22 protein-coding genes, 1 tRNA gene and 2 pseudogenes are annotated in these 23855 nt (G+C 35.4%); 11 read left to right on the plus strand and 14 right to left on the minus strand.

Annotation, left to right across the window (positions count from 1 at the left end; all coding sequences use genetic code 11):
• The first annotated feature begins 8 nt into the window (after window positions 1-8).
• Window positions 9-1439, plus strand: a complete 1431-nt coding sequence (locus tag FLS47_RS01610) for an amino acid permease (RefSeq protein ID WP_149912650.1) — start codon at window positions 9-11, stop codon at window positions 1437-1439.
• Between the two features lie 54 nt (window positions 1440-1493).
• Here FLS47_RS01610 and trxB read toward each other — a convergent pair whose 3' ends face one another.
• The 4 genes from trxB to FLS47_RS01630 form a co-directional block, all read right to left on the minus strand.
• Window positions 1494-2453: a thioredoxin-disulfide reductase gene (trxB, locus tag FLS47_RS01615; RefSeq protein WP_149912651.1), complete on the minus strand. Its 960-nt coding sequence runs from the start codon at window positions 2451-2453 to the stop codon at window positions 1494-1496.
• Window positions 2454-2466: 13 nt separating this feature from the next.
• Window positions 2467-3402 (minus strand): exonuclease domain-containing protein, encoded by a 936-nt coding sequence (locus tag FLS47_RS01620; protein ID WP_149912652.1) that lies wholly within the window; start codon window positions 3400-3402, stop codon window positions 2467-2469.
• Between the two features lie 147 nt (window positions 3403-3549).
• The gene (locus tag FLS47_RS01625) at window positions 3550-4407 is read right to left on the minus strand and encodes an aminotransferase class IV (protein WP_149912653.1); all 858 of its coding nucleotides are present in this window, start codon (window positions 4405-4407) and stop codon (window positions 3550-3552) included.
• 13 nt (window positions 4408-4420) lie between these two features.
• The gene (locus FLS47_RS01630; RefSeq protein WP_149912654.1) at window positions 4421-5455 is read right to left on the minus strand and encodes an RluA family pseudouridine synthase; all 1035 of its coding nucleotides are present in this window, start codon (window positions 5453-5455) and stop codon (window positions 4421-4423) included.
• Between the two features lie 122 nt (window positions 5456-5577).
• Here FLS47_RS01630 and FLS47_RS01635 point away from each other — a divergent pair, with 122 nt between their 5' ends.
• Window positions 5578-6450 carry a 1-aminocyclopropane-1-carboxylate deaminase/D-cysteine desulfhydrase gene (locus FLS47_RS01635; RefSeq protein WP_149912655.1) on the plus strand — a complete coding sequence of 291 codons (873 nt, stop codon included), beginning with the start codon at window positions 5578-5580 and terminating at the stop codon, window positions 6448-6450.
• 10 nt (window positions 6451-6460) lie between these two features.
• A pseudogene (tnpA, locus tag FLS47_RS01640) lies at window positions 6461-6886 on the plus strand (IS200/IS605 family transposase); the annotation flags it as partial.
• Here tnpA and FLS47_RS01645 read toward each other — a convergent pair.
• The 5 genes from FLS47_RS01645 to fbaA all read right to left on the minus strand — a co-directional run bounded on the left by FLS47_RS01645 (window position 6883) and on the right by fbaA (window position 11919).
• Window positions 6883-7332 carry a GreA/GreB family elongation factor gene (locus FLS47_RS01645; protein WP_149912657.1) on the minus strand — a complete coding sequence of 150 codons (450 nt, stop codon included), beginning with the start codon at window positions 7330-7332 and terminating at the stop codon, window positions 6883-6885. The pseudogene tnpA and the gene FLS47_RS01645 sit on opposite strands and share 4 nt — an antisense overlap.
• A gap of 62 nt (window positions 7333-7394) precedes the next feature.
• The gene (locus FLS47_RS01650; RefSeq protein WP_149912658.1) at window positions 7395-7913 is read right to left on the minus strand and encodes a hypothetical protein; all 519 of its coding nucleotides are present in this window, start codon (window positions 7911-7913) and stop codon (window positions 7395-7397) included.
• Window positions 7914-7976: 63 nt separating this feature from the next.
• Window positions 7977-8861 (minus strand): bifunctional 5,10-methylenetetrahydrofolate dehydrogenase/5,10-methenyltetrahydrofolate cyclohydrolase, encoded by an 885-nt coding sequence (locus FLS47_RS01655; protein WP_149912659.1) that lies wholly within the window; start codon window positions 8859-8861, stop codon window positions 7977-7979.
• A gap of 31 nt (window positions 8862-8892) precedes the next feature.
• Complete coding sequence (gene lepA, locus FLS47_RS01660) at window positions 8893-10683, minus strand: translation elongation factor 4 (protein WP_149912660.1); 1791 nt, start codon at window positions 10681-10683, stop codon at window positions 8893-8895.
• Window positions 10684-10839: 156 nt separating this feature from the next.
• The gene (gene fbaA, locus FLS47_RS01665; protein ID WP_149912661.1) at window positions 10840-11919 is read right to left on the minus strand and encodes a class II fructose-bisphosphate aldolase; all 1080 of its coding nucleotides are present in this window, start codon (window positions 11917-11919) and stop codon (window positions 10840-10842) included.
• 299 nt (window positions 11920-12218) lie between these two features.
• Between fbaA and FLS47_RS01670 the strand changes: the two genes are divergently transcribed.
• From FLS47_RS01670 to FLS47_RS01685, 4 genes are all read left to right on the plus strand, one after another.
• On the plus strand, window positions 12219-12572 hold the full coding sequence (locus FLS47_RS01670; RefSeq protein ID WP_149912662.1) for a Spx/MgsR family RNA polymerase-binding regulatory protein: 354 nt from the start codon (window positions 12219-12221) through the stop codon (window positions 12570-12572).
• Entirely contained in the window at window positions 12569-14527 is a 1959-nt protein-coding gene (locus FLS47_RS01675) for a M1 family metallopeptidase (protein WP_149912663.1), read from the plus strand. Before FLS47_RS01670 ends, FLS47_RS01675 begins: the two co-directional genes overlap by 4 nt.
• On the plus strand, window positions 14528-15196 hold the full coding sequence (locus FLS47_RS01680) for a hypothetical protein (protein ID WP_149912664.1): 669 nt from the start codon (window positions 14528-14530) through the stop codon (window positions 15194-15196).
• A gap of 252 nt (window positions 15197-15448) precedes the next feature.
• Window positions 15449-15766, plus strand: a complete 318-nt coding sequence (locus tag FLS47_RS01685; RefSeq protein WP_149912665.1) for a hypothetical protein — start codon at window positions 15449-15451, stop codon at window positions 15764-15766.
• Window positions 15767-15958: 192 nt separating this feature from the next.
• On the opposite strand, the gene FLS47_RS01690 is transcribed toward FLS47_RS01685, so the two are convergent.
• Entirely contained in the window at window positions 15959-16588 is a 630-nt protein-coding gene (locus FLS47_RS01690; RefSeq protein ID WP_149912666.1) for a carbohydrate-binding family 9-like protein, read from the minus strand.
• Window positions 16589-17707 carry a phosphotransferase enzyme family protein gene (locus tag FLS47_RS01695; protein ID WP_149912667.1) on the minus strand — a complete coding sequence of 373 codons (1119 nt, stop codon included), beginning with the start codon at window positions 17705-17707 and terminating at the stop codon, window positions 16589-16591.
• A gap of 156 nt (window positions 17708-17863) precedes the next feature.
• On the opposite strand from FLS47_RS01695, the gene FLS47_RS01700 reads away from it, so the two are divergent.
• Window positions 17864-19189 (plus strand): hemolysin family protein, encoded by a 1326-nt coding sequence (locus tag FLS47_RS01700; RefSeq protein WP_149912668.1) that lies wholly within the window; start codon window positions 17864-17866, stop codon window positions 19187-19189.
• Here FLS47_RS01700 and trxA read toward each other — a convergent pair.
• Together trxA and FLS47_RS01710 are read right to left on the minus strand one after the other, a co-directional pair.
• Complete coding sequence (gene trxA, locus FLS47_RS01705; RefSeq protein ID WP_188347330.1) at window positions 19186-19485, minus strand: thioredoxin; 300 nt, start codon at window positions 19483-19485, stop codon at window positions 19186-19188. The genes FLS47_RS01700 and trxA overlap by 4 nt on opposite strands.
• Before the next feature lie 9 nt (window positions 19486-19494).
• Window positions 19495-20259: a GH25 family lysozyme gene (locus FLS47_RS01710; RefSeq protein WP_223225084.1), complete on the minus strand. Its 765-nt coding sequence runs from the start codon at window positions 20257-20259 to the stop codon at window positions 19495-19497.
• Window positions 20260-20399: 140 nt separating this feature from the next.
• Here FLS47_RS01710 and FLS47_RS01715 point away from each other — a divergent pair, with 140 nt between their 5' ends.
• Together FLS47_RS01715 and FLS47_RS01720 are read left to right on the plus strand one after the other, a co-directional pair.
• On the plus strand, window positions 20400-21284 hold the full coding sequence (locus FLS47_RS01715) for a bestrophin family protein (protein ID WP_149912671.1): 885 nt from the start codon (window positions 20400-20402) through the stop codon (window positions 21282-21284).
• Between the two features lie 115 nt (window positions 21285-21399).
• Window positions 21400-21487 (plus strand) — tRNA-Ser (locus tag FLS47_RS01720).
• Window positions 21488-21607: 120 nt separating this feature from the next.
• Here the strand turns inward: FLS47_RS01720 and FLS47_RS01725 are convergent.
• Window positions 21608-21976, minus strand: a pseudogene (locus tag FLS47_RS01725) (transposase); the annotation flags it as partial.
• 266 nt (window positions 21977-22242) lie between these two features.
• On the opposite strand from FLS47_RS01725, the gene FLS47_RS01730 reads away from it, so the two are divergent.
• On the plus strand, window positions 22243-23364 hold the full coding sequence (locus FLS47_RS01730; RefSeq protein ID WP_149912672.1) for an IS1380 family transposase: 1122 nt from the start codon (window positions 22243-22245) through the stop codon (window positions 23362-23364).
• Window positions 23365-23855 lie beyond the last annotated feature (491 nt).

A 23855-nucleotide genomic window follows, 5' to 3' on the forward strand; every position in this document is an offset into this window, starting at 1 on the left:
CATTTACGGTGGAGGAAAACAAAGAAAATCAATTAAAAAGAGGATTAAGCAACAGGCACATCCAATTAATCGCTATTGGGGGTGCAGTCGGTACAGGATTGTTTTTAGGAATTGGTAAGGCCGCTATACTAGCTGGACCATCCGTGATACTTGGGTATGCTATTGCAGGTATTTTTGCTTTCTTTATTTTAAGACAATTGGGCGAAATGGTTGTTGATGAACCTGTGTCCGGTAGCTTCTCCTATTTCGCTAACAAGTATTGGGGACCATTTGCAGGTTTTGCTTCGGGATGGAATTATTGGATTCTTTACATATTAGTAAGTATGGCCGAATTGACTGCTATTGGTGTATACGTGCAGTTTTGGTGGCCTGAAATACCACTTTGGGCATCCAGTCTTTTCTTTTTTGTTGTCATCAACGCATTGAATCTAACTTCTGTAAAGGTTTATGGCGAAACAGAATTCTGGTTTTCCATCATCAAAGTAACGGCAATCATTGCGATGATTATCTTTGGTGCCTATTTATTGATATCTGGCGCTGAAGGCGAACACGCCACAGTTCAAAATTTAGTGAATGATGGAGGCTTCTTTCCAAAAGGTTGGTTTGAACAAAATGCTGATGGATCCTATCAAGGTCTTTTAGCCGCTTTAGTAATAATTATGTTTTCTTTTGGCGGACTTGAATTAGTCGGCATCACAGCAGCAGAAGCTGAAAACCCAGAGAAAAATATCCCTAAAGCGACGAATCAAGTACTTATTCGTATTTTAATTTTCTACGTTGGTGCATTGTTCATTTTGTTTTCATTGATGCCTTGGCGATCTATTACGGCAAATACAAGTCCTTTTGTAGAAGTATTTGATATATTGAATGACAAGCATTTTACACTATTAGGAAAGACATACGATTTCATGAGTTTCATTGCTAATGTTCTTAACATAATAGTATTAACAGCGGCTTTGTCCGTATACAATAGTTGTGTATATAGCAATTCAAGAATGCTCTATGGATTAGCAGAACAAGGAAATGCGCCTAAATTTTTGAAAAAACTCAACAAAAATCATGCGCCAATCACGGCATTAATGGTGTCAGCTGCTTTGGTAGGTATATGTATCATCATTAATAAAATTATGCCCGAAGAGGCACTTGGTATTCTAATGTCTTTGGTAGTTTCGTCGCTGGTGATCAATTGGATTATGATTTGTTGGACACATTTGCATTTTAAAAAACAGAAAAGCAAAGCAAATGAAAAAACGAAATTCCCAAGTTTGTTCTACCCAATAAGTAATTATTTGACATTGATATTCTTATTCGGTGTATTAGGATTAATGTGGTTGACCGATTTAAAGATTTCAGTAGAATTAATACCAGTTTGGTTGTTATTACTCTATATAAGTTATCGACTTGTTAAAGCAAATAAAGAAAAGAAGAAGTTAGGATAAAACAATAACGCTCGGAAATTCCGAGCGTTTATTGTTTTTAAAAGCCGTAGAAGATTAGTGATCTCCTTTTGCTGCTAAGTATCTTTCAGCTTCTAATGCAGCCATACAACCTGTCCCTGCTGCTGTAATAGCTTGACGATATACATTATCTTGCACATCACCACAAGCAAATACACCAGGGATATTTGTAGCTGTAACATTTGGCTGTGTAATTAAATAGCCTGTTTCGTCCATATCCAAAATACCTTGGAATAACTCTGTGTTAGGTTTATGACCAATAGCTACGAAGAAACCTGTTACATCTAAGTCTTGAGTTTCATTCGTTTTATTATTTTTCACACGTACACCTGTTACGACCTGACCATCACCTAGAATCTCTTCCGCTTCACTGTTGTACAATACTTCAATATTTTGTGTATTCATCACGCGGTGATACATCGCTTTTGAAGCTCTGAATTCATCACGACGAACCAACATATAGACTTTATTACACAATTTCGCTAAATATGTTGCCTCTTCTGCTGCCGTATCTCCTGCCCCAACTATCGCTACATCTTGGCCTTTGTAGAAGAATCCATCACATACAGCACAAGCAGACACACCAAAACCGTTATATTTTTGCTCTGATTCCAAGCCCAACCATTTAGCTGTCGCGCCAGTGGAAATGATAACAGTATCCGCAGATATCACGGTTTTACCGTCAATTTCTACATAGTGAATTCCACCATCTTGTGAAAAATCAACTTTCGTAGCATAACCAAAACGTACTTGTGTACCAAAACGCTCAGCTTGATTTTTCAAATCTTCCATCATTTCTGGTCCTGTAATGCCATTTGGATAGCCTGGGAAATTATCTACTTCAGTAGTTTGTGTCAACTGACCACCAGGAACGATTCCAGTATATACTATAGGTTTCAAATCAGCACGAGCTGCATAAATAGCCGCAGTATATCCTGCAGGTCCAGACCCAATGATCAAACAATTAACATGTTCTGATACTTGCTCTTTATTCATTATATGTTAAGATTTATTTTTTACCGAATTTACTTTGCAGACTCGCCAACATATCATTTGTGATAGGTTTAGCAGGTTCCGCTACTTTAGGCTTTTGTACATCAGTTTTCGCTGCTTTGTCAGCAGGTTGCTTCTGTGCATTTTTCTCATTTTTGTAGGCATTCCAGTGTTTCTCCAAAATGCGTTTTGTATACAAAGGAAAATCACCATTTTGCATCCAAGCGTAATAACTTGGCTCTGCGTCGAACACATCTGTTAATCTTCTACCCTTATGCTTACCAAAATTGATACATACCTCATCTTGCTCGTCGTAAACAAAACGTCCAGCAAAATCAACAGGCTTTGTAAGATTTGTAAACTTGTGTAAGGCTTCCACATCATTCACAACTGGATAAGACACAGCACCATGCTTGTCTGTAAAACTTTCGTTTTCGTATTTTGTCAATTGTGCCTTTAGTACTTCGTAAGTCGCACGTACATCATCCTCTGCTTGGTGTGCATTCTCCAAAGATTTACCACAATAGAATTTGTATGCCGCTTTCAATGTACGTTGCTCCATCTGATGGAATATATTTTGTACATCTACAAAAGAACGACCATCCAAAGTAAAATCAACACCCGCTTTTAGAAATTCTTCCATTAGCATGGGAACATCAAATTTGTTGGAATTGTATCCTGCTAAATCAGAATTGCCAATGAAATCTGCTATTTCCTGTGCTAAATCTTTAAATGTAGGTGCATCTTTGATGTCTTCATCATAGATCCCATGAAACATTGACGATTCCACTGGTATTGGCATCAGAGGATTTACTCTACGCGTGTATACTTCTTCTGAATTGTCAACATTTACTTTTAGTATTGAAATCTCAACAATTCTATCGGATGCAATATTTACACCAGTTGTTTCTAAATCAAAAAAAGCTAATGGACGTTTTAATTTTAGTTCCATGAATCTATATTTATATTTTTACCCATAAGGGTAAAATAATTAAGGACAAAAATAAACAATTGCTAGCGTCGCATCATCTAAATTTTGTCACAACTCTACATTTAAAATATTTTCAACAAAAGACTGACTTTAACCAAAAATCAAAGCCTAATCTTCTTTATTATAATTCCAAGTACGTAATTTTTCTTGCAGGATGCGCGATATTTTATTGAAATAACGCTTCTGTTTATACCCCATTACCCATTGAATTCCCTGAACAGCATTCGTACAAAATAGCTCATCTGCTTTTTTCATAATTTCCGGACTAATTTGTGCTTCGACAACGGGTATACCTTCATCTTCTGCCATATCCATCACAACACGACGCATAACACCATCAATACAACCTTGATTTAAAGCTGGTGTGTATAATACTTTATCGTAATACACAAAGATATTAGAGGTCAACGCTTCACATAAGAATCCTTCTTGATTCAAGATAAAGACGTCATCGTAATCAAATTTCTTTTTAAAATTCCCTGCCAAAACGTAAATCAATGAATTATTTGACTTTAGCTCTGACAAATCACTATAAGGCTTTTTGATTTCCGAATATAAATCAACAATAAGACCAACCTTTTTATCCCTAACCTGAATATCTACTTTTTGCACTTGCAAAATATAAGCTGGCTTATTTGTCGCTGGTGAATAAATTCCTCCGCCATCTCGATATACAATCAATCTCACGCGTACACGTTGGCCTACCATATTATTTTTTCGAATCAATTCATCAGTAATTTTTTTGATGAAATATTCGTCAAACATCGCCGATTGCTCCAATTGAATCTTCTTCATACTGCGTTGCAATCGCTCGATATGTAAATGCAAAAACCTTATTTCCCCACCTTGATAGAGCATGGTTTCGAAAATACCATCTCCATATCGCAAACCTCTATTTTCAACAGTCAATATTTTTGCATCTTCTGCAACTATTTCTCCATTAAAATTTATATAATATATCGGCATAAACTCTTTTCAATTAACTATTAATTTGCGCTGCATACGCTCTCCACTTTTCTAACACCTGTTGCATATCTTGTGGCATCGGAACTTCAAAATCCATTCTTTGCTTACTTACAGGATGTTCAAAACCCAATAATCTAGCATGAAGTGCTTGTCGAGGTAATATATCAAAACAATTGTCTACAAACTGCTTATATTTAGTAAATGCTGTTCCTTTCAAAATTTTGTCTCCACCGTACGTACTATCCGAAAATAACGGATGCCCAATAGATTTCATATGCGCACGAATCTGATGCGTTCTTCCAGTCTCCAATTGACATTCGATCAGCGTCACAAAGCCCAAACGTTCTAAAACACGGTAATGCGTTACCGACCATTTGCCTTTTTCGGGATCTTCATGCATAGACATTATTCGTCTATCTTTCAAATCACGCCCAATATAACCACTCACCATGCCATCCTCAGCAATATCTCCCCAAGCTAACGCAATATAGCGACGATTGATTGTATGCTCAAAGAATTGCTTTGCTAAAAAAGTCATCGCCCATTCATTCTTCGCTATAATCAATAAGCCAGAAGTATCTTTATCAATACGATGTACTAAGCCAGGACGTCCTGTATTGCCTGGTAATGTAGGCAATTGATTTAAGTGATATGTTAATGCGTTTACTAAAGTTCCTGTATAATTATTAAATCCTGGGTGAACAACCATTCCCGCCTCTTTATTAACCAACAATACATCATCATCTTCGTAAATGATATCGAGCGGTATATTCTCTGGGTACACTTCGTTATCGCGCGGAGGATCTGGTAAAACCATTGAAATAACATCAAACGGTTTTACTTTGTAACTTGCTTTGATAGGTTTATCGTTCACACGTACGGACCCAGCATCGATAGCATTTTGAATACGATTACGCGAGGTATTCTCTACTCTATTCATCAAGAATTTGTCTACACGTATTAAAGTGACTCCTTTTTCAGCCACAATTCGTACATGTTCAAATAATTCCTGTTCCTCTTGTTCGATTAATTCCAAATCTTCAGACATGGTACAAAAGTACAGGAAATAAGCCGAAATCTATTAACTTTGGAGTGTTCTGGTATTAAAATCACTGATTATTCAATGATTATTTTTTAGGAACTTAAACTCAAGATTACAATTAATATTACATGCAAATTTACAGCCCTGAACAAAAGGTAAATCATCCACTCTACGAAAGCAAAAAAGTGCACGTATATCTTAAAAGAGATGATATGATTCATCCTTTTATTTCTGGGAATAAATGGCGAAAACTTAAATACAACCTACAAAAAGCACAACAAAAAAATAAGAGTACACTAGTTACATTTGGAGGAGCTTGGTCTAATCATCTTTTAGCTACCGCGTCCGCAGGAGCTACTTTTCAATTTAAAACTATTGGTTTTGTACGCGGGGAAGAAATTAGTAATCCTGTGCTGAATATGTGCAAATTGTTTGGGATGCAATTGCGGTTTGTATCTCGCGAAGAGTATAAAGATAAATTTCAGATTTTTGAGCAATTGGAGAATAAAGATGAATACTTTTTTATTGACGAAGGTGGCGCAAGTCTAGAAGCAACTTATGGTTGCAAAGAATTAATTGATGAATTAAAAAATCAATACGATCACATATTCTGTGCCGCTGGAACGGGAACTACCGCTGCTGGCATTGCACAGGGAATTTCAGACTGTAATTTAAATACACAATTACATGTCATTCCAGTTTTAAAAAACGGTGGTTTTATTTTTGATGAAATGCTAAAATATAATACCCCTATTGAACAAGTACAATTACATTTAGATTATCACTTTGGTGGATACGCCAAAGTAAAACCCGAGCTAATAGCATTTGTTAAAGATTACGTGCAAGTTACTGGTATCATGATAGAACCAACTTATACAGGCAAATCTATGTATGCACTTCAAGATTTAATAGAAAAAGATTATTTTCCAAAAGGAAGTAGAATTCTATTTATACATACAGGAGGCTTAACTGGCTTATTAGGGCAATTGGAAAAATTCTAATTCAGATTTTGAAATTGAAGTGTTTGAATCTGATTTAGAACACATCCATTTTCTTATTCGTTATATCCCTCGTGTTTCAATTACTTCTATTGTTCGCAAGTTAAAACAAGAATCTACTTATTACATTTCGCGTTCACCACACAGGTCATTCTTATTTAAACATTTTTGGAAAGAACATACTTTCTGGTCTGATGATTATTTTGTTTGTTCAATAGGTGAAGCATTTCCTGATACTATTCCTGAGTATATTCTCAATCAGGGTGAGTCGCTTACATCCCACAGGCTAAAGACCTGTGGGTTTTACGCTCCGTTTTATAAATTAAAAGAAGAACCCAGAGAAAAAAGAACTATATTCTTTATGGGGCATATGTTCTTCTGTACTGCTATAATTCTTTTTGTTTTGACAGTCATAAAGGACTTGAGTACAATAAATTAAATTACACTCTTAATAAGCTGTTTGACACCATTAAACTCAAAGCTTTCACCAACAGCTTTGCCGACTAGCACTTTTCCAATGGGCGAAGCCGTTGATATGCTAAATATTTTTTGGTCTTCAATTGAAATTTGTCCAATACTAACCGCTAAAAAATAAAATCCTTTATCTGTTTTAACTAAAGATCCTAATCCTACTTTTTTTACATCCAATTTCTGATTTTTGATTCGAGTCAAAATATCCAAATCTTGATTCAACACTTTTAGCTGCTGCTCATAACGATTCAAATCCTGTTGAATCATTTCACGACTTGTCTCATACTTATCACCCGCACTACTCTTTGTATCATCTTGTAAACTTTGATTTGCATCATGGATACCCAGATTTACTTGTGCGATCTTTTGATTCACTATAGCGAAACACTCCTCTAAAATTCTATCTTTGCCCATACCCAAAAATAAATAAAGCGTCTATCAATTGATAGACGCTTTACCAAAATGTATTTGTTTAATTAGTTTCTTAAAGCTTCTTTAATATCTTTAGCTTTTTCTTTTGTTTTTTCTGCAGCATCTTTAGCCACAGCTTCAGTTTTGTTAGCAGCATCTTTAGCAGCGTCACCTACTTTGTTAGCTCCTTCTTCAATTTTATCACCTGCTTTGTCTGCTGCATCTTTAGTCGCATCAACGGCATTGTTGATACCATCTTTAGCTTTATCAGCAGCGTCTTTAATATCAGCTTTTGCTTTTTCCCAAGCCGTTTCAGCATCAGCTAAAGTTTTGCGAGCCGCTTCCTCAGCTTCTTTATCTCCTTTTGCAACAGCTGCATCTAATTCAGCTTTTGCTTTATTATAATCTTCTTCAGCTTGATGAGCTGCCGCATGAGTAGCGTCATCCAAATTTTCTAAAGAATGATCTAAATGCTCTCCAGCAGTAACTTCGCCATCCGCATTTTTATCTTTCGAAGGTGTACTATTACATGCAGTAAATGTTAACGCTCCTGCCATAACAGCTAATAGTGCAATTTTTTTCATATTTTTTAGCTTAAAAATTTATTAACTCGATAACATTGCAATATTTATGCCAATACAACTATATTATTTGCTGTAAATAGTACCTTTTGCTGCTTCAAGTGTGTTTTTCAACAACCCAACGATCGTCATTAGCCCTACACCACCCGGTACAGGCGTTATCCAAGAAGCTTTTTTTGAAACTTCTTCGAAATCTACATCGCCATATAATTTAAAACCAGATTTTGTTTCTGTAGAATTTTCTCTATTAATACCCACATCAATTACAATAGCACCATCCTTTACCATATCAGCTGTTACAAAATTTTTCTTACCAATAGCTGCAACAACGATATCACCACGAAGAACTTCAGTTTTCAGGTCCGCAGTACGACTATGGGTTAATGTAACTGTACAGTTTCCAGGGTTACTGTTACGCGCTAACAAAATACTCATCGGTGACCCCACAATATTACTGCGACCTACCACTACAGCGTGCTTACCTGTCGTATCGATACCGTAATGCTCCAACATCAACATGATGCCATAAGGCGTCGCTGGAATAAAACATGGTAAATTTCGTTGCATACGACCCAAGTTAATAGGATGAAAACCATCTACATCCTTACGGTAATCGATAGCTTCTGTAATCTTATCAGGATCAATATGTTTAGGTAATGGTAATTGAACGATTAATCCATCAATGTTTTCGTCTTTATTGATCTCTTCAATCTTAGCGATTAACTCTTCTTCGGTAATATCTACGCCGTAACGAATGTTTGTTGACTCGAAACCAACCAACTCACAGTTACGCATTTTACTTGCAACATATGTTTCGCTACCGCCATCATTTCCTACTAAGATCGCTACCAAATGAGGTTTACGACCCGCAGCAGCTGTAAATTCAGCTGCATCTCTTTTAATATCTTCTTTAATCTTAGCGGATACTTCTTTACCGTCTAATAATCTCATGCTTATATATTTTTATAGGTTGATCTACGAACTAATCTAATTTTAAAACAGCCATAAACGCCGATTGCGGAATCTCTACGTTACCTACTTGACGCATACGTTTTTTACCTTTTTTCTGTTTCTCCAATAGTTTACGCTTACGCGAAATATCACCACCATAACATTTAGCAGTTACGTCTTTACGTAAAGCCGAAATCGTTTCACGGGCAATAATCTTCGCACCAATTGATGCTTGAATACGAATTTCGAATTGTTGACGTGGTAAAAGTTCTTTCAATTTCTCACAGATTTTCTTACCAAAATCATACGCATTACTACGGTGGATCAACGATGATAATGCATCCACAGGTTCATCATTTAGACGAATATCTAATTTCACTAAATCGGATTGTCTGTAGCCTATTTGATGATAGTCAAATGAGGCATACCCTTTAGAAATGGTTTTTAATTTATCGTAAAAATCAAATACAATCTCACCCATTGGCATCTCAAAAACCAATTCTACACGATCAGAAGTCAAGTATGATTGATTGATGATAGTACCACGTTTCTGAATACAAAGTGACATTACTGGCCCCACGAAATCAGATTTTGTAATAATATTTGCTTTGATATATGGCTCTTCAATCATATCCAATTTACTTGGATCTGGTAAGTCCGATGGATTATGAACAAGAATTTCCTCCTTGTCCTTGGTCATATACGCTTTGTAAGAAACGTTGGGAACTGTGGTAATTACAGTCATATTGAATTCACGTTCTAAACGCTCTTGAATAATCTCCATGTGAAGCATACCCAAGAAACCACAACGGAAACCAAATCCCAATGCCGCTGAAGATTCTGGTTCAAAAACCAAAGAAGCATCATTCAATTGCAATCTGTGCATTGACTCACGCAATTCTTCGTAATCTTCTGTATCTACAGGATAAATACCCGCAAAAACCATTGGTTTTACCTCTTCGAAACCATTAATAGCTTCTGTACTAGGGCGGTCTTTATGCGTGATTGTATCCCCTACTTTTACTTCTCTTGCTTCTTTAATACCAGAAATAATATAGCCTACATCACCAGTTTTGATAACATCCTTAGCAACCTGATTTAGCTTCAATGTACCTATCTCATCGGCATAATATTCTTTACCGGTAGCAATAAATTTTACTTTATCGCCTTTGCGAATTTCGCCATTCTCCACTTTGAAATACGCCATAATACCACGGAAAGAGTTGAATACTGAGTCAAAAATCAAAGCTTGAAGTGGCGCTTCAGGATCACCAACAGGCGCAGGAACACGCTCTACGATAGCTCTTAGAATATCTGGAATTCCCAAGCCAGTTTTACCAGAGGCAGGAATAATATCTTCACGTTTCCCACCTATCAAGTCGATAATTTGATCTTTTACTTCTTCTGGCATTGCACCAGGTAAATCCATTTTATTTAGAATCGGGATGATTTCTAAATCATGCTCCATTGCCAAATATAAATTGGAAATAGTCTGTGCTTGAATACCTTGTGAAGCATCCACAATTAGTAATGCACCTTCACACGCCGCGATAGAACGAGATACCTCATAGGAGAAATCCACGTGTCCAGGCGTATCAATAAGATTCAAAGTATATTTTTCACCATCTTGGATATAATCCATCTGGATCGCGTGACTTTTGATCGTGATACCACGTTCGCGTTCCAAATCCATATTATCCAAAAGTTGCGCTTGTGCTTCTCGTTGTGAGATAGTGTTTGTATATTCTAATAATCTATCCGCCAAGGTACTTTTACCGTGGTCAATGTGTGCTATAATACAAAAATTACGTATATGCTTCATACAGGTGTTATGCCTTCAAATTTAAAAAGCAAATATACTGTATTTATATGAAGAAATACGCAGTAAAATGCGCGGTGCTGGGAGATTTTTATGGTAATAAAAAAGGGTTATCGATGTTCAATCAATAACCCCTTCTACTATATAGAATGTTTGGTATTACAATTTACTGTTAACATCGATAGCATTTAACTCTTCAAATGCTTGTGTCAAACGTGTAACAAAAGCCTCTTCACCTTTGCGTAACCATACGCGTGGATCGTAGTATTTTTTGTTTGGTGAATCTTCACCTTCTGGGTTACCGATTTGCGCTTGTAGGTAATCGTGGTTTTTAGCTTCGTAAGCACGAACGCCATCCCACATTGCCCATTGCATATCTGTATCGATGTTCATTTTGATTGCACCGTAAGAAATTGCTTCAGCGATTTCTTCTGGAGATGAGCCCGAACCACCGTGGAACACGAAATTAACTGGTTTTTCAGCAGTCAAATTAAATTTCTCACGAATATATTCTTGAGAATTGTGCAAAATAACTGGTTGTAATTTTACGTTACCTGGTTTGTAAACACCGTGTACATTACCAAAAGCTGCAGCTACTGTAAATTTATCAGATACTTTAGACAATTCTTCGTAAGCGTAAGCTACTTCTTCAGGTTGAGTATATAATTTAGAGCTATCTACATCAGAGTTATCTACACCATCTTCCTCACCACCTGTTACACCCAATTCGATTTCAACTGTCATACCTAGTGGTTTCATGCGCGCTAAGTATTTTGCAGAGATCTCAATATTTTCTTCTAATGGCTCTTCTGATAAATCCAACATGTGTGAAGAGAATAAAGGCTTACCGTTTTGCGCAAAGAATTTCTCACCAGCATCTAATAAACCATCAATCCAAGGAAGTAATTTTTTAGCAGCATGATCCGTATGCAAAATAACGGCTACACCATAATGCTCTGCTAATAAATGAACATGTTGAGCAGCTGATACAGCACCCAAAATACATGCTTTTAATCCATCGTTATTTAATGTTTTACCAGCATAAAATTGCGCACCACCATTAGATAATTGAACAATTACTGGAGAGTTTACAGCTTTAGCTGTTTCTAATACTGCGTTAATAGAGTTAGTACCTATAACGTTTACAGCAGGTAAAGCAAATTTGTGTTTTTTAGCGATCTCAAATAATTCTTGAACTTGATCACCAGTCAAAACACCTTTATAATCTTTTAGGCTCATTTTGTATTATTTTTAATGAAGTTATAAAAATATAATTAATTTATCAGTAAAAAAAATAATAGTGTAAAAAATACACTATCAATTCAATATAATGCTACAAAAATTGGAATAATAAACATATTAGTTAACTTTTTAGATCGATAATTTCCATGAAATAAAAAATGGATTCAATACATTCATATCTTCGGTCAGCAATCATTAAACTACTTTTTAATACGTTGAACCTCTATTTTTAAAACAGATAATTTGAAATTATCTGTACATTTATAGTGTTTAATTACTATCTAAAAGGAAATATAATGTTAGACGTCTACGGAATTAAGAATTGTACCACTGTTAAAAAAGCATTGGATTGGTTAAATGAACATAATATTCAATATACTTTTCATGATTATAAAAAAGAACCTGCTCAAGTTTCAAAATTGATTGCGTGGCAACAACTTGTTTCATGGGAAAGTTTAGTTAATAAAAAAGGTACAACCTGGAAAAAACTTTCGCCAGAACAACAAGCTGCTGTCGTAGATGAGCAATCAGCACGTGCAGTATTATTACAAAATAACAGTATGATCAAACGTCCGATTATTGAGTTGGAAAATGAAATTATCTTAGGATTTGATGAAAAAACATACCAACAAAAACTTTCTGCCTTATGATAAAAAACATATCTAAACTTCTTTTATTAGGTTTAGCTTTCACGCTATTTACACCTCAAATTTCTGAGGCTCAAACAAAAAGTGATTATAGTTATTTAGAAGCTTTTGGCCCAGGATTTTATACTTCAGATGGCACAGCCTACCGTTCTGCAAGTGGCAAACCAGGCTCCGCATATTGGCAAAATGCAGCAAGCTATACTATTAAAGCATCACTAGATGACAAACTGGATAAAATCAAAGGTTCTCTGATTGTTACCTATACAAACAATAGTCCGGAGGAATTGGATTTTGTGTGGTTTCAATTGGATCAGAATCTCTTCAATTCAAAATCTAGAGGTCAAGCTATAGTTCCACTTACCGAGAGCAGATATGGAAGCGCAGGAAATAATTTCGAGGGAGGTTATGTGTTGCAAAACCTCAAAATTGATAACGAAGCAACAACGAATTATGTGATTACTGATACGCGAATGCGCATCAATTTACCCAAACCTTTACCGGCAAAAGGTGGTAAAATTACATTCTCAATGGATTTTGAATTTTCCATTCCAGAATATGGTGCAGATAGAACTGGAATACTTCCTACTAAAAATGGCAAAGTGTATTCTATAGCACAATGGTATCCACGTGTTTGCGTATTTGACGACATATTAGGCTGGAATACACAACCCTATACAGGTCCAGGTGAATTTTATCTCGAATTTGGTGACTTCAACGTAGAAATTACTGCACCAGCCAATCACATTGTTGCTTTGGGTGGTGAACTTTTGAACCCTTCAGAAGTATGGACGCCATCACAGTTAGCGCGCTATAATGAGGCTCAAAATTCGGATAAGACCGTTATGATTCGTACTTTGAAAGAAGTTACGGACAAAAATACTAGACCAAACAAAAAAGAGCTGACTTGGAAATACAGACTTGAAAACGCGCATGATGTAGCCTGGACTTCTTCTGCATCTTTTATTGTGGATGCCGCAAAAATCAATTTACCATCGGGTAAAAAAAGTCTAGCGTTATCTCTGTATCCAGAAGAAAGTAATGGTAAAAACGGTTGGGAGAGATCAACTGAATATACTAAAGCTTCTATAGAGCATTATTCTAAAAAATGGTTGGAATACCCTTATCCAGTTGCAGTTAATGTAGCTTCAAATGTTGGTGGAATGGAATATCCAGCATTGTCATTTTGTGGCTACAATGCTAAAGGTGGAGATCTTTGGGGTGTTACAGATCATGAATTTGGACACAATTGGTTCCCGATGATTGTAGGTAGCAATGAGAGACTACATGCTTGGATGGACGAAGGCTTCAATACTTTTATTAATGAAATTTCTACCCAACATTTTAATAAAGGCGAATATAATCAGCGATTCGGTGCAAAAAATAATTTAACACAAGCGCTTTTTAATCCTTCCCTAGAACCCGTAATGAGTTCGCCACAAAATATGCGTGAACGACATATCGGTTATTTAGCGTATTACAAACCAGCTTATGCGTTGCGATTACTGCGTGAAGAAATCATCGGCCCAGAGCGTTTTGATGTTGCATTTAGTAAGTACATTGAATATTGGGCTTACAAACACCCTACGCCAAATGATTTTTTCCGTACAATTGAAAACGAAACTGGCGAAAACTTAAATTGGTATTGGAGAGGAATGTTTCAACACAACTGGCAAATGGATCAAGCTATTTCGGAAGTACGATATGTAGAATTGGATGAAAACAAAGGTGCCTTAATAACTGTTCAAAACTTAGGGAAACTTCCAATGCCTGTTGAAATAGAAGCAACAACGGTAAGTGGTAAAAAAATTACAACAAAGCTGCCTGTAGAAGTATGGGAAAGAAATAGAGTGTGGACTTTCAAATTGAACTCGACAGAAAAACTATCAAAAGTTCAGTTGGATCCACGCAACGTGTACCCCGACATAAATCCGGATAATAATACTTGGAACACAAAATAGATGATTAGATATATAATTTTAGGGTTTCTTACGCTCTTATCGACATTTTCACATGCGCAACAGATCAATGGTTACATTTACGATTTGGTAAGTAGTCAGCCGCTGTATAATGTCGAAATTAAAAACTTACGAACCAATGAAATAGCAAATTCCAATCGAGATGGTGCTTTCAAAATTGGAGGGCAAGTCAACGATTATTTAGCCGTAAATATTCTTGGTTACGATGCAGACACAATTTTTTATTACGACGATGCAGTTCGTCGAATTTATTTAAATAAAGATGAAAATATTCTGCATATCGATGAAGTATTGGTAAAAAGATTAACGGACAACGTATTGGCAGATGAACTTGAGAAAGCTAAGAATGCTGGCAAAATTGTTGAAGTACCACGCAATAAAGGTGGCGTAAAAGTTTCTCCATCTCGCCTATTTGGACGTGATGCAAAAAATGCCCGCAAAAATGTGGATATACTTTTTGAAGAATATCAAGCTCGAAAAATAGATCGAAGATTTACAAAGCATTTGGTAAGATCGCTATTGCCACTAAGTGATTCGGATATCGCTTTATTTCGAGAGCGATTTAGACCTAGCGTAGAATTTATCGAAAATACCACAGACGAAGACCTAAAGGTTTATATTATCGAAAGTTATACTACATTTAAAAATTAGTTAAAATAGCAAATCATATGATTTGCTATTTTTTTTGAAACAATTTTAATCCAAAGGAAAATATTATGTTATTATAAATATTGATAATATATCACACATCATCAAACTAACCTAATGGAGTTTTTTATTAAAGTTATTATTTATATCCATGCATTTTTGGGTGGATTAGGCTTATTTTCTTGATTAGCGAGTATGTATTTTCGAAAAAGAAGGTCGCGACATCGTAACACAGGACACATCTTTTCTGTGTCTATGATTATTAGTTTATCATTAATCATTGCTGTTTTACCAAATCACCAAAATGCTTTCTTATTTTTAATTGGACTATTCACTATTTACATGATTATAGCTGGTAATCGAGCATTGACGTTTAAAAATTCAGACAAAATTGAAGCTGATCTTTTCGATAGAATTGTATCTACTTCCATGCTCATCGCTTCATTAATAATGTTGATTTTTGGTGTTTTTAAAATAGATAGAATTGAAGAAGCATTACTTTATTTCTTTTTCGCAGCTTTTGGACTCTTTTTATCGATAAATGATTTACGAAATTTTAAAAGATTCAAATAAGAAAAATTGGGCTGGTTAAAAAGTCACATCGGGAGAATGATCGGTGCCTTAATTTCATCATTCACAGCATTTATAGTAACTGGACTGCAGCTTAACGAAGTTATATATTGGATTTTGCCGACAATAGTTGGTACCATTATTATTATCTATTGGAGTAATAAGGTAGAAAAAAGAAAATTCTATCGACGTCAATTATAAAAAATTAATTTCTCCAAAAAAATCTGGTCGATGGAAATTAGGCTTAGGCAAATCAATAGAATTCCATGCAATAAAATGAGGTTGTGGCAATCCATCTCCGCATTTATAAAAATTAGCATGAAAAGTATTTCCTTCTAATTCTCCAACATTTCCAAATGTGGATTTCGGAATTACTAATCCAATTTCCCACTCTTTCTTACCGTTTATTTTCTTTAATTGCACAAAAGCATCTACAGCATCGATTTGTGCTGGATCTAACCTTTGTCTTTCACTTTTGACAGCTGGACCATATCCAATCAATCCTGTACCTAAAACATTGAATTCAAAATTATAATACGTTTGACGATTATCAAATGATATAAAGAATTCGACACAACTGTCTTCCCATACGTTTTCATTAGCTCGTATGTAAGTTGCTTTTACAAATTCTTCCTGAACTTTGTAATGCAAAAATATATGCTCACTATCGTATGCAATTTGGAATTTAACCTCTGGCTTGTAAGGATATTCATTCACCCACGGTGTATTATCTATATTATGCCAAACTAAATCGCTAAATGCGAAACGCAAAGACTCCAAATTTATAGATGGAATATGAATCTTAGGTACTTGTAGCGTATTCATTTACTGTTCAATCGATAGACTATTATTCAATATTTCCTTCAGCTGAGACTCATGTGCTTCTAGTTCCTGAAATAATTTCATTTGCGCACGTGTACGAACCAAATTATGGTCAATATAGTGAATTTTATAATAGGTATCGCCTTCAATATAATCTGTCAGAAAACGAACAGCTTGCATGAATGGAAGTAACAAAACTCCATAGAACAAAGATTCTATCTCCTTTTCAGTCAAGAACTCTCTTGCTTCTTCCAAATATCCTTCCGCATAAGCTTGATATAGTGGAATATTAAGTACAATCTGCGATAAATCATTTTCGTCCTCTGCAGCTGAGTTAATAATCGTTCGAATAGCGTCACCAAAATCATACGCAACATAACCTGGCATTACCGTATCCAAATCTATCACACACTGAACATCATCATTCTCATCCAATAATACGTTATTAAACTTGGTATCATTATGTGTTATTCGCAAAGGCAATTCACCATTTTCTGCCATACGAAGAATTGTACGCATGCGCTCTTCTCGGGAATCTATAAAATTCAAAATATCTTGAACTTCTAACAATCTATTAGCTTTATTTGCCGCCACAGCTGATTTTAGATTATTTAATCTGAAATCAATGTTGTGAAAATTCGGCAGAACTTCAACTATCTCACGCGCGTCAAGGGTAGAAAGCTGCTTTTGAAATTGTCCAAATGCCCTTCCTCCAGAATATGCCTGTTGGTAGGTTTCGACAATATCATAACTCTTTACATTATCTAATAACACAAACACTCTCCAAAAGTTGCCCTGAGAATCATGATGATAGCGTTTACCATCTTTACAGGAAATAATGGTAAGGGTGTGTTTATCAACATTTTCAACCTTACCACTTAGCACTTTCTTTAAATGATCGGTTACCAGCTGAATATTCTGCATTAAACCGTCTACATTCGGAAATATATGATGATTGATTTTCTGCAATAAATAAGAAGTATCGGACAAAACTATACGAACTCTGAATGTATCGTTAATATGACCAGAACCAAATTTCTCAATACTTAAGATTTCACCAGAAATCTCAAATTGAGAGACAACATTTTTCAGTTCTAAATTAAAGTCATTGGTTAAATTCATGCACTTGATTATCAAATATTGCCCAATATCAATAATTCATCGTATTAAATAAAGCTTTTTTTTATATCAAACGTTTGCACCATTTACTTGAACAATTTAGATTCAGAATTCTGTATAATTTCTTATATTCGTAATTAAAAAACACAAATCATATTTATGATCACAGAGATAGTCGTCATTTTGGTGCTTATGGTATTAAATGGTATTTTGTCAGCTTCCGAAATAGCCATAGTATCAAGTAGAAAAGCACGTTTACAAGCAATTAGTAATCAAAACTCTGGAGCTAAAAGAGCCCTTAAATTAAAAAACGACCCCAATCAATTTTTATCGACCGTACAAATTGGAATAACACTAATCGGTATATTGACCGGTTTTTTCTCAGGCGGATCGATTTCTACATATATCGCTGAAATTTTAAATAACATTCCTTTACTTTCAAAGTATAGCGATACGCTATCTGTAGGTATCGTCGTATTAATAATTACATACTTGACATTAGTAATTGGCGAGCTCGTACCGAAAAGAATCGGTATGGCAATTCCTGAAAAATATGCTTCGCTAATCGCTATTCCCATGGACACCCTCAGCAAAATAGTAAGACCGTTTGTATGGTCGCTATCGGTGGCTACGGATTTTGTCGTAAAGCTATTAAATATAAAAAGTTCTAAAAATACCGTCACAGAGGAAGAAATTAAGGCTTTGGTGGATGAGGGTGTCGATAGCGGTGTGATCGAAGGTTTTGAGCATGACTTGGTGGATAGACTTTTAGAAATTGGTGATAAACGTGCAATCAATATCATGGTACACCGCAATGATATCACCTATTTGGATATTGAAGACTCTTTTGAAGATATTAAAGGGTATATATTAAAGTCAAATCATACTGAATACCCTGTTTGTGAAGGGAATTTTGATAATATGAAAGGTATTATTTCGACAAAAGATTTGTTAAAAGCTTTTATTCAAAATGATAATCCAAATATTCAGAAATTAATTCAGCCGATTCCTTTTGTTAATGAAAATAGTGGAATTTATGCCGTATTAGAATTACTTAAAAGTAGTAAAGTTACCCAAGCTGTAGTAATAGATGAATATGGTAGTCCGCAAGGTATTATTACATTGAAAGATATTTTGGGAAATTTAGTCGGCGCATTTGACGAAGAAACAAAAGAAAACAAATCTAAGTTAGTACGTCAACGCGAAGATGGATCTTTCATTATTGATGGAAGGTATCAGTTGGATGATTTCTTTGATAGATTTGAATTGGGTCTTTCGGAAGAAGACGAAGATGAGATATCAAATGTGACAACAGTCGGAGGACTTGTGTTTCTTTATCTTGATCACATACCTTCAGAAGGTGAGTCCATCACATACAAAGGTCATAAATTGGAAGTCTTAGACATGGATGGAAATCGTATTGATAAGATTATCATGACCCGCATCCAATCTCCAAGTACGGATCTATCGGACAATATCGATTAGTCAGCATATTGCTTAATAACCGATATTAAATCTGTTCTGGTCAATAGGCCGCTCTGACGCCACACCTGTTGACCAGATTTATATAAAATCATCGTAGGTACTCCCTGAACTGAAAAGCTTCTAGCCAAAGCATTATTCTTGTCAACATCTATCTTTATAATGCTTAATTTATCTTGAAAATGCTCTTTCACTTCTTTTAGAATTGGAGCTAATGTCTGACACGGACCGCACCATTCTGCTGAAAAATCCACTAATACTAAATTGTTTTTTGCTATCAACTCGTTAAAACTTGCCATAATCTTTAATTAATTATAAGGTATACTCAATTTTTCTAAATCTTCCACATCAGACTGATACATATTCAGATCGACAAAGCCCTTTATTCCTTTTACACTTCCTTTTTCTGAAAACTGCCAAATATCCCAATGTGCCTTTGGTGATTCAACCCAAAAATTATAGTTGGCTATCCATAATTTATAATCTTTAAATTCCTTTTCCAAAAAATCCGTAAAATAACTATCTCCCGAATATACTATCGGGCGTACATTATAATGTGCCTCTACTCTATCCAGCCAACGCTTCAATCCTACACGCAAGCTGTCCATCGACTGCCTACGCGGACGTTCTTCAATATCTAAAACAGGTGGTAAGTCTCCTGGTTTTAACTTTACTGTTTTAATAAAATTATTAGCCTGCTTAATTGAATTTTCATTTGGCCTGAAGTAATGGTAAGCACCACGTAGTTTGTTTATAGATTCTACCCCTTCCCAATTCCGTTGAAACCTACTGTCACGTGCATTCTCCCCCATTGTCGCACGGACAAATATAAAGTCAATAGGGAATTTCTCATTTATCAAACTTACTGAATCCCATAAAATCTTGCCCTGATATTGGCTCACATCAATACCAAACGATTTATCCGAATGGGCTTGCATCAGCAAAATATTACGAGCATCATGCTTACTTTTCTCGGATGTTGATTCTTTTATTTCTTTGTCGAAGAGTACATGATAGTAATACTGAATACTTTGTCGATATATCCAAACCGCAATTAATAATATAATACTCAAAGGTATGGCAATGCTATATATCAAATATCGCCTTCTCTCGTCCCCTGGTGATGATATTTTTTTCTTGTTCGTTTTCTGATATTTCGCCATATTGCGACTAAAATAAGTTATTTAACAATTTATAGCAACAATATTAGTTAATGAAAGTTTATAACCCCAAAGACTGGTTTCATACAATTATACACTTATTAAAATCTCATCATTCTAAAAAAATATTCCATATTCTTATATTAGTTTCTGCATTTTCTTGGGGAGTAGCCTATTTGGAACTAGAATACTTGAAATTATCTGACAAAAGTTGGATTAAAAATATTACAACAGTTCACAATTTATTGGGTTTTGTATTATCGTTGATTTTAGTATTTCGAACAAATACTGCTTACGATAGATGGTGGGAAGCAAGAAAACAATGGGGAGCACTGACAAATTTGAGCCGTACACTATCCATAAAACTAAATGCAATGTTGCCGGCAGAAGATAAAGTGAATCGTCATTTTTTCCGAAAGTCAATTCCATTATTCGCAGAGACATTATTTAATTTTTTACGATCAGACTACACAAAATTTATGCTGGATGAAAAAGAACATCCAGAATTGGTAGAATTGGACGATAAAAAACATGGTCCAAATCAAGTAGCGTCACTCATATTTCGCAAAGTAAATAATTTGTATAAAAACGGTGTTATTTCAGGCGATCAATATAGAATAGTATATGAAGACATAACTGCTATGACAGGTGTTTGTGGTGCTTGTGAACGCATTAAGAACACTCCTATTCCTATTGCATACAGTTCATTTATCAAGATATTTATAATTATATACTCGATTACTCTTCCTGTGGGCTATGTATTTTCTATGGGCTACTTTGTAGCATTGGCTGTCCCATTTATATTTTATGTACTTATTACCATTGAGATGGTTGGTGAGTCCATTGAAGAACCATTCGGTACGGATACTGACGATCTTCCAATTGATAAAATCGCTTCAAATATCCGAAAACACTGTCGAGAAATACTTACTCCATAATCCTTAAAGAGCTTTATTTTTCCTAAAACAAATTAATTAAGCTCATTTTCAAGGGGTAAAGCGACAAGCGCAAAATAAGTTTTGTAGATCTAGTAAGAATTTCTACTTTTGTGGCGGAGAGCTGGCAGAGTGGTCGAATGCGGCGGTCTTGAAAACCGTTAACTGTCACAGGTTCGGGGGTTCGAATCCCTCGCTCTCCGCCAAATAGAGCAATTAACATACGTTAGTTGCTCTATTTTTGTTTAATGATATCTCAAATGCAAATTTAGATAATTTAGTATATTTATTCGGATCATACCGAAAGTTTGGGGGCACAATCATTTTTAAACATACAATTTCATCACACGGTATATGAAAAAGGTAGTATCTCTTACAACTCGAAATATACTCCTGAATGCCTTAAGTTTTGCGTTGAAGGATTCTGCGGACGCCTTTGTACTTCTATTGTCGAAGTAATGTAGAATTTGAGGATGGTGGGCAGTAACTGATTTTGCGACACTTTCAAATGAAGCAATTCCCGCATTTTCTACCTGATTGTGCCACAGTCCTAACTTTGTAAAAGCGACTTTTTTATCCTTGCATTTATTGAAGATGTCACCTAAAGCAACACCAAGATCATAAGCTTGTTTTAACTTGGGAAAGCGCGTGAATAACAATTCAGCTCGTTGTTTTTGGTTTTCGGACCATCTGCTTGGGTGCTTGAACCTTAATTATACATTAGGTTTTAAAAACCGCTTATAAGTATCTATTTTTAAGTGTTTTATTATCTTATTAATATTCACCCTTATGGTTAACTTACCTATAGAGTATTCCGATAAGCCTGTTACCGCCTTTGGAGGTATGAGTTTATTGAAACGTATGATAGATAAAGTAGGTGTTATAGACACACTTTCGTCATCGAATTTGCCCATGCCAGGCTCTAATCGGGGCTATTCACCCAAAGATTTGATTTTATCTTTTGTTAGGTATTTGGACAGGAGCATCTCGATACATCCATTGTGATTGGTTACGTTATGACAAGGTTTTGCAAGATATTTTTTGTCTAGATCAGATGCCTTCCCAGAGTACATATAGTCGGTATTTTGGCAAATTCAATCAATCCATAAACACACAAGTTTTTCCAGATCTTCAAGACTGGTTTATGGAACAATTTGATATTGGAAGTATCACAGTAGATTTTGACAGTACAGTGATTACCCGTTATGGCGAGCAAGAAGGGAGTGCTAAGGGTTATAACCCGAATAAGCGAGGTCGTAATTCTCATCATCCCTTGATGGCATTCATCAGTCAGACCCGTATGGTGGCTAATGCTTGGCTTCGTCCAGGAAATAAGGCTGCTAGTTCATCTTGTATAGCATTCATGCAAGAAACATTTGACCGCTGTTTGGCAAGTAAGAATGTGGGCTTAGTGCGAGCAGATAGTGGCTTTTATACCGAGGATATTTTGAGCTATCTGGAAGAATCAACTAAAAATTATGTAATTGCTGTCAGGATGTATCCCAATATCAAATCGGAAGTTTTGGGAGAGCGTAACTGGATATCGCTAAGTAAAGGAATAGAATTGTCAGAAATGACATTCGGGCATCTTAACGGAAAAGAACGACGTTATATTATTGTGAAAAAACGGGTAGATGACCGTCCCAATAGCGGAGGAAAGCTCTTTGACGAAATGCCCGGTTACAGGTACAGTTGCTATGTGACCAATATGGATATGCCATTAGACCAAATTTGGAATGTTTACAATAGTAGAGCGGATTGTGAAAATAGGATCAAAGAACTGAAGCAGGATTTTGGATTAGAAAACTTCTGCTTACAGAACTTTTGGGCAACAGAAGCATCTTTCAGATTCATTATGATAGCGTACAATCTGATTAGTTTATTCCGTCATTTTGCATTAAATGAACATAACAAAGCTATGCATAGTACACTTAAATCCTATTGCTTTGCATTAGGAGCTTGGACTGCGAAACATGCAAATAGAAAGGTGCTAAAAATAGCATTGCCTACAAAAAGAAGACAATGGATGGATCGCATTTTCTCCAAAATTGAAAACCTACCTCCTAAACTCGTTTATAGCTAATGCATATTCCGGGTTTATTTGTGGATGCATATTTCACATCTAAAAGCACCAACCACACTCTTCGAAAATATCCTTAACGTTCCCTTATCCTTTTCTTCAAACGACTTTGTAGTTGGCTTTTTACACCCAATAGTAATACTAAAGGTTATTAACAATAATAAAAAGATATTAATCAAACTTTTCATGACACAAGATTATAAATCCACTCCCTCCCCAGTTGTTTTTTGTATTCTCTTTTACGTTTCATGGTAAATATTACTTTATATCAAAACAGCAAGAAGGAAAACAAATAATCATTATAATTATATATTTTACTTTTAACTAAAAAGTGAATAAAGATTAAAAACGATTTATTATCTACAACCAGAAGCGTCCCAAATAAGGTAAAAAATGGCGGTAATTTATATAGCAGGGATTGCTATATTTAATTTGCAAAAATTCAACTACCGCCATGGTAAATATAAATGTATTTTCTCAGATTTTAGGGCTAG

The organism is Sphingobacterium cavernae (assembly GCF_008520265.1).
GTDB classification, from domain to species: domain Bacteria; phylum Bacteroidota; class Bacteroidia; order Sphingobacteriales; family Sphingobacteriaceae; genus Sphingobacterium; species Sphingobacterium cavernae.

What these genes read in the sequence shown, in the direction of transcription:
- FLS47_RS01675 (WP_149912663.1), top strand. Translation starts at nt 12,569, where the DNA reads ATGATAAAAAACATATCTAAACTTCTTTTATTAGGTTTAGCTTTCACG.
- lepA (WP_149912660.1), bottom strand. Translation starts at nt 10,683, where the DNA reads ATGAAGCATATACGTAATTTTTGTATTATAGCACACATTGACCACGGT.
- FLS47_RS01685 (WP_149912665.1), top strand. Translation starts at nt 15,449, where the DNA reads ATGATTATTAGTTTATCATTAATCATTGCTGTTTTACCAAATCACCAA.
- trxB (WP_149912651.1), bottom strand. Translation starts at nt 2,453, where the DNA reads ATGAATAAAGAGCAAGTATCAGAACATGTTAATTGTTTGATCATTGGG.
- FLS47_RS01680 (WP_149912664.1), top strand. Translation starts at nt 14,528, where the DNA reads ATGATTAGATATATAATTTTAGGGTTTCTTACGCTCTTATCGACATTT.
- FLS47_RS01650 (WP_149912658.1), bottom strand. Translation starts at nt 7,913, where the DNA reads ATGAAAAAAATTGCACTATTAGCTGTTATGGCAGGAGCGTTAACATTT.
- FLS47_RS01625 (WP_149912653.1), bottom strand. Translation starts at nt 4,407, where the DNA reads ATGCCGATATATTATATAAATTTTAATGGAGAAATAGTTGCAGAAGAT.
- FLS47_RS01635 (WP_149912655.1), top strand. Translation starts at nt 5,578, where the DNA reads ATGCAAATTTACAGCCCTGAACAAAAGGTAAATCATCCACTCTACGAA.
- trxA (WP_188347330.1), bottom strand. Translation starts at nt 19,485, where the DNA reads ATGGCAAGTTTTAACGAGTTGATAGCAAAAAACAATTTAGTATTAGTG.
- FLS47_RS01630 (WP_149912654.1), bottom strand. Translation starts at nt 5,455, where the DNA reads ATGTCTGAAGATTTGGAATTAATCGAACAAGAGGAACAGGAATTATTT.
- FLS47_RS01655 (WP_149912659.1), bottom strand. Translation starts at nt 8,861, where the DNA reads ATGAGATTATTAGACGGTAAAGAAGTATCCGCTAAGATTAAAGAAGAT.
- FLS47_RS01670 (WP_149912662.1), top strand. Translation starts at nt 12,219, where the DNA reads ATGTTAGACGTCTACGGAATTAAGAATTGTACCACTGTTAAAAAAGCA.
- FLS47_RS01620 (WP_149912652.1), bottom strand. Translation starts at nt 3,402, where the DNA reads ATGGAACTAAAATTAAAACGTCCATTAGCTTTTTTTGATTTAGAAACA.
- FLS47_RS01700 (WP_149912668.1), top strand. Translation starts at nt 17,864, where the DNA reads ATGATCACAGAGATAGTCGTCATTTTGGTGCTTATGGTATTAAATGGT.
- FLS47_RS01715 (WP_149912671.1), top strand. Translation starts at nt 20,400, where the DNA reads ATGAAAGTTTATAACCCCAAAGACTGGTTTCATACAATTATACACTTA.
- FLS47_RS01695 (WP_149912667.1), bottom strand. Translation starts at nt 17,707, where the DNA reads ATGAATTTAACCAATGACTTTAATTTAGAACTGAAAAATGTTGTCTCT.
- FLS47_RS01645 (WP_149912657.1), bottom strand. Translation starts at nt 7,332, where the DNA reads ATGGGCAAAGATAGAATTTTAGAGGAGTGTTTCGCTATAGTGAATCAA.
- fbaA (WP_149912661.1), bottom strand. Translation starts at nt 11,919, where the DNA reads ATGAGCCTAAAAGATTATAAAGGTGTTTTGACTGGTGATCAAGTTCAA.
- FLS47_RS01690 (WP_149912666.1), bottom strand. Translation starts at nt 16,588, where the DNA reads ATGAATACGCTACAAGTACCTAAGATTCATATTCCATCTATAAATTTG.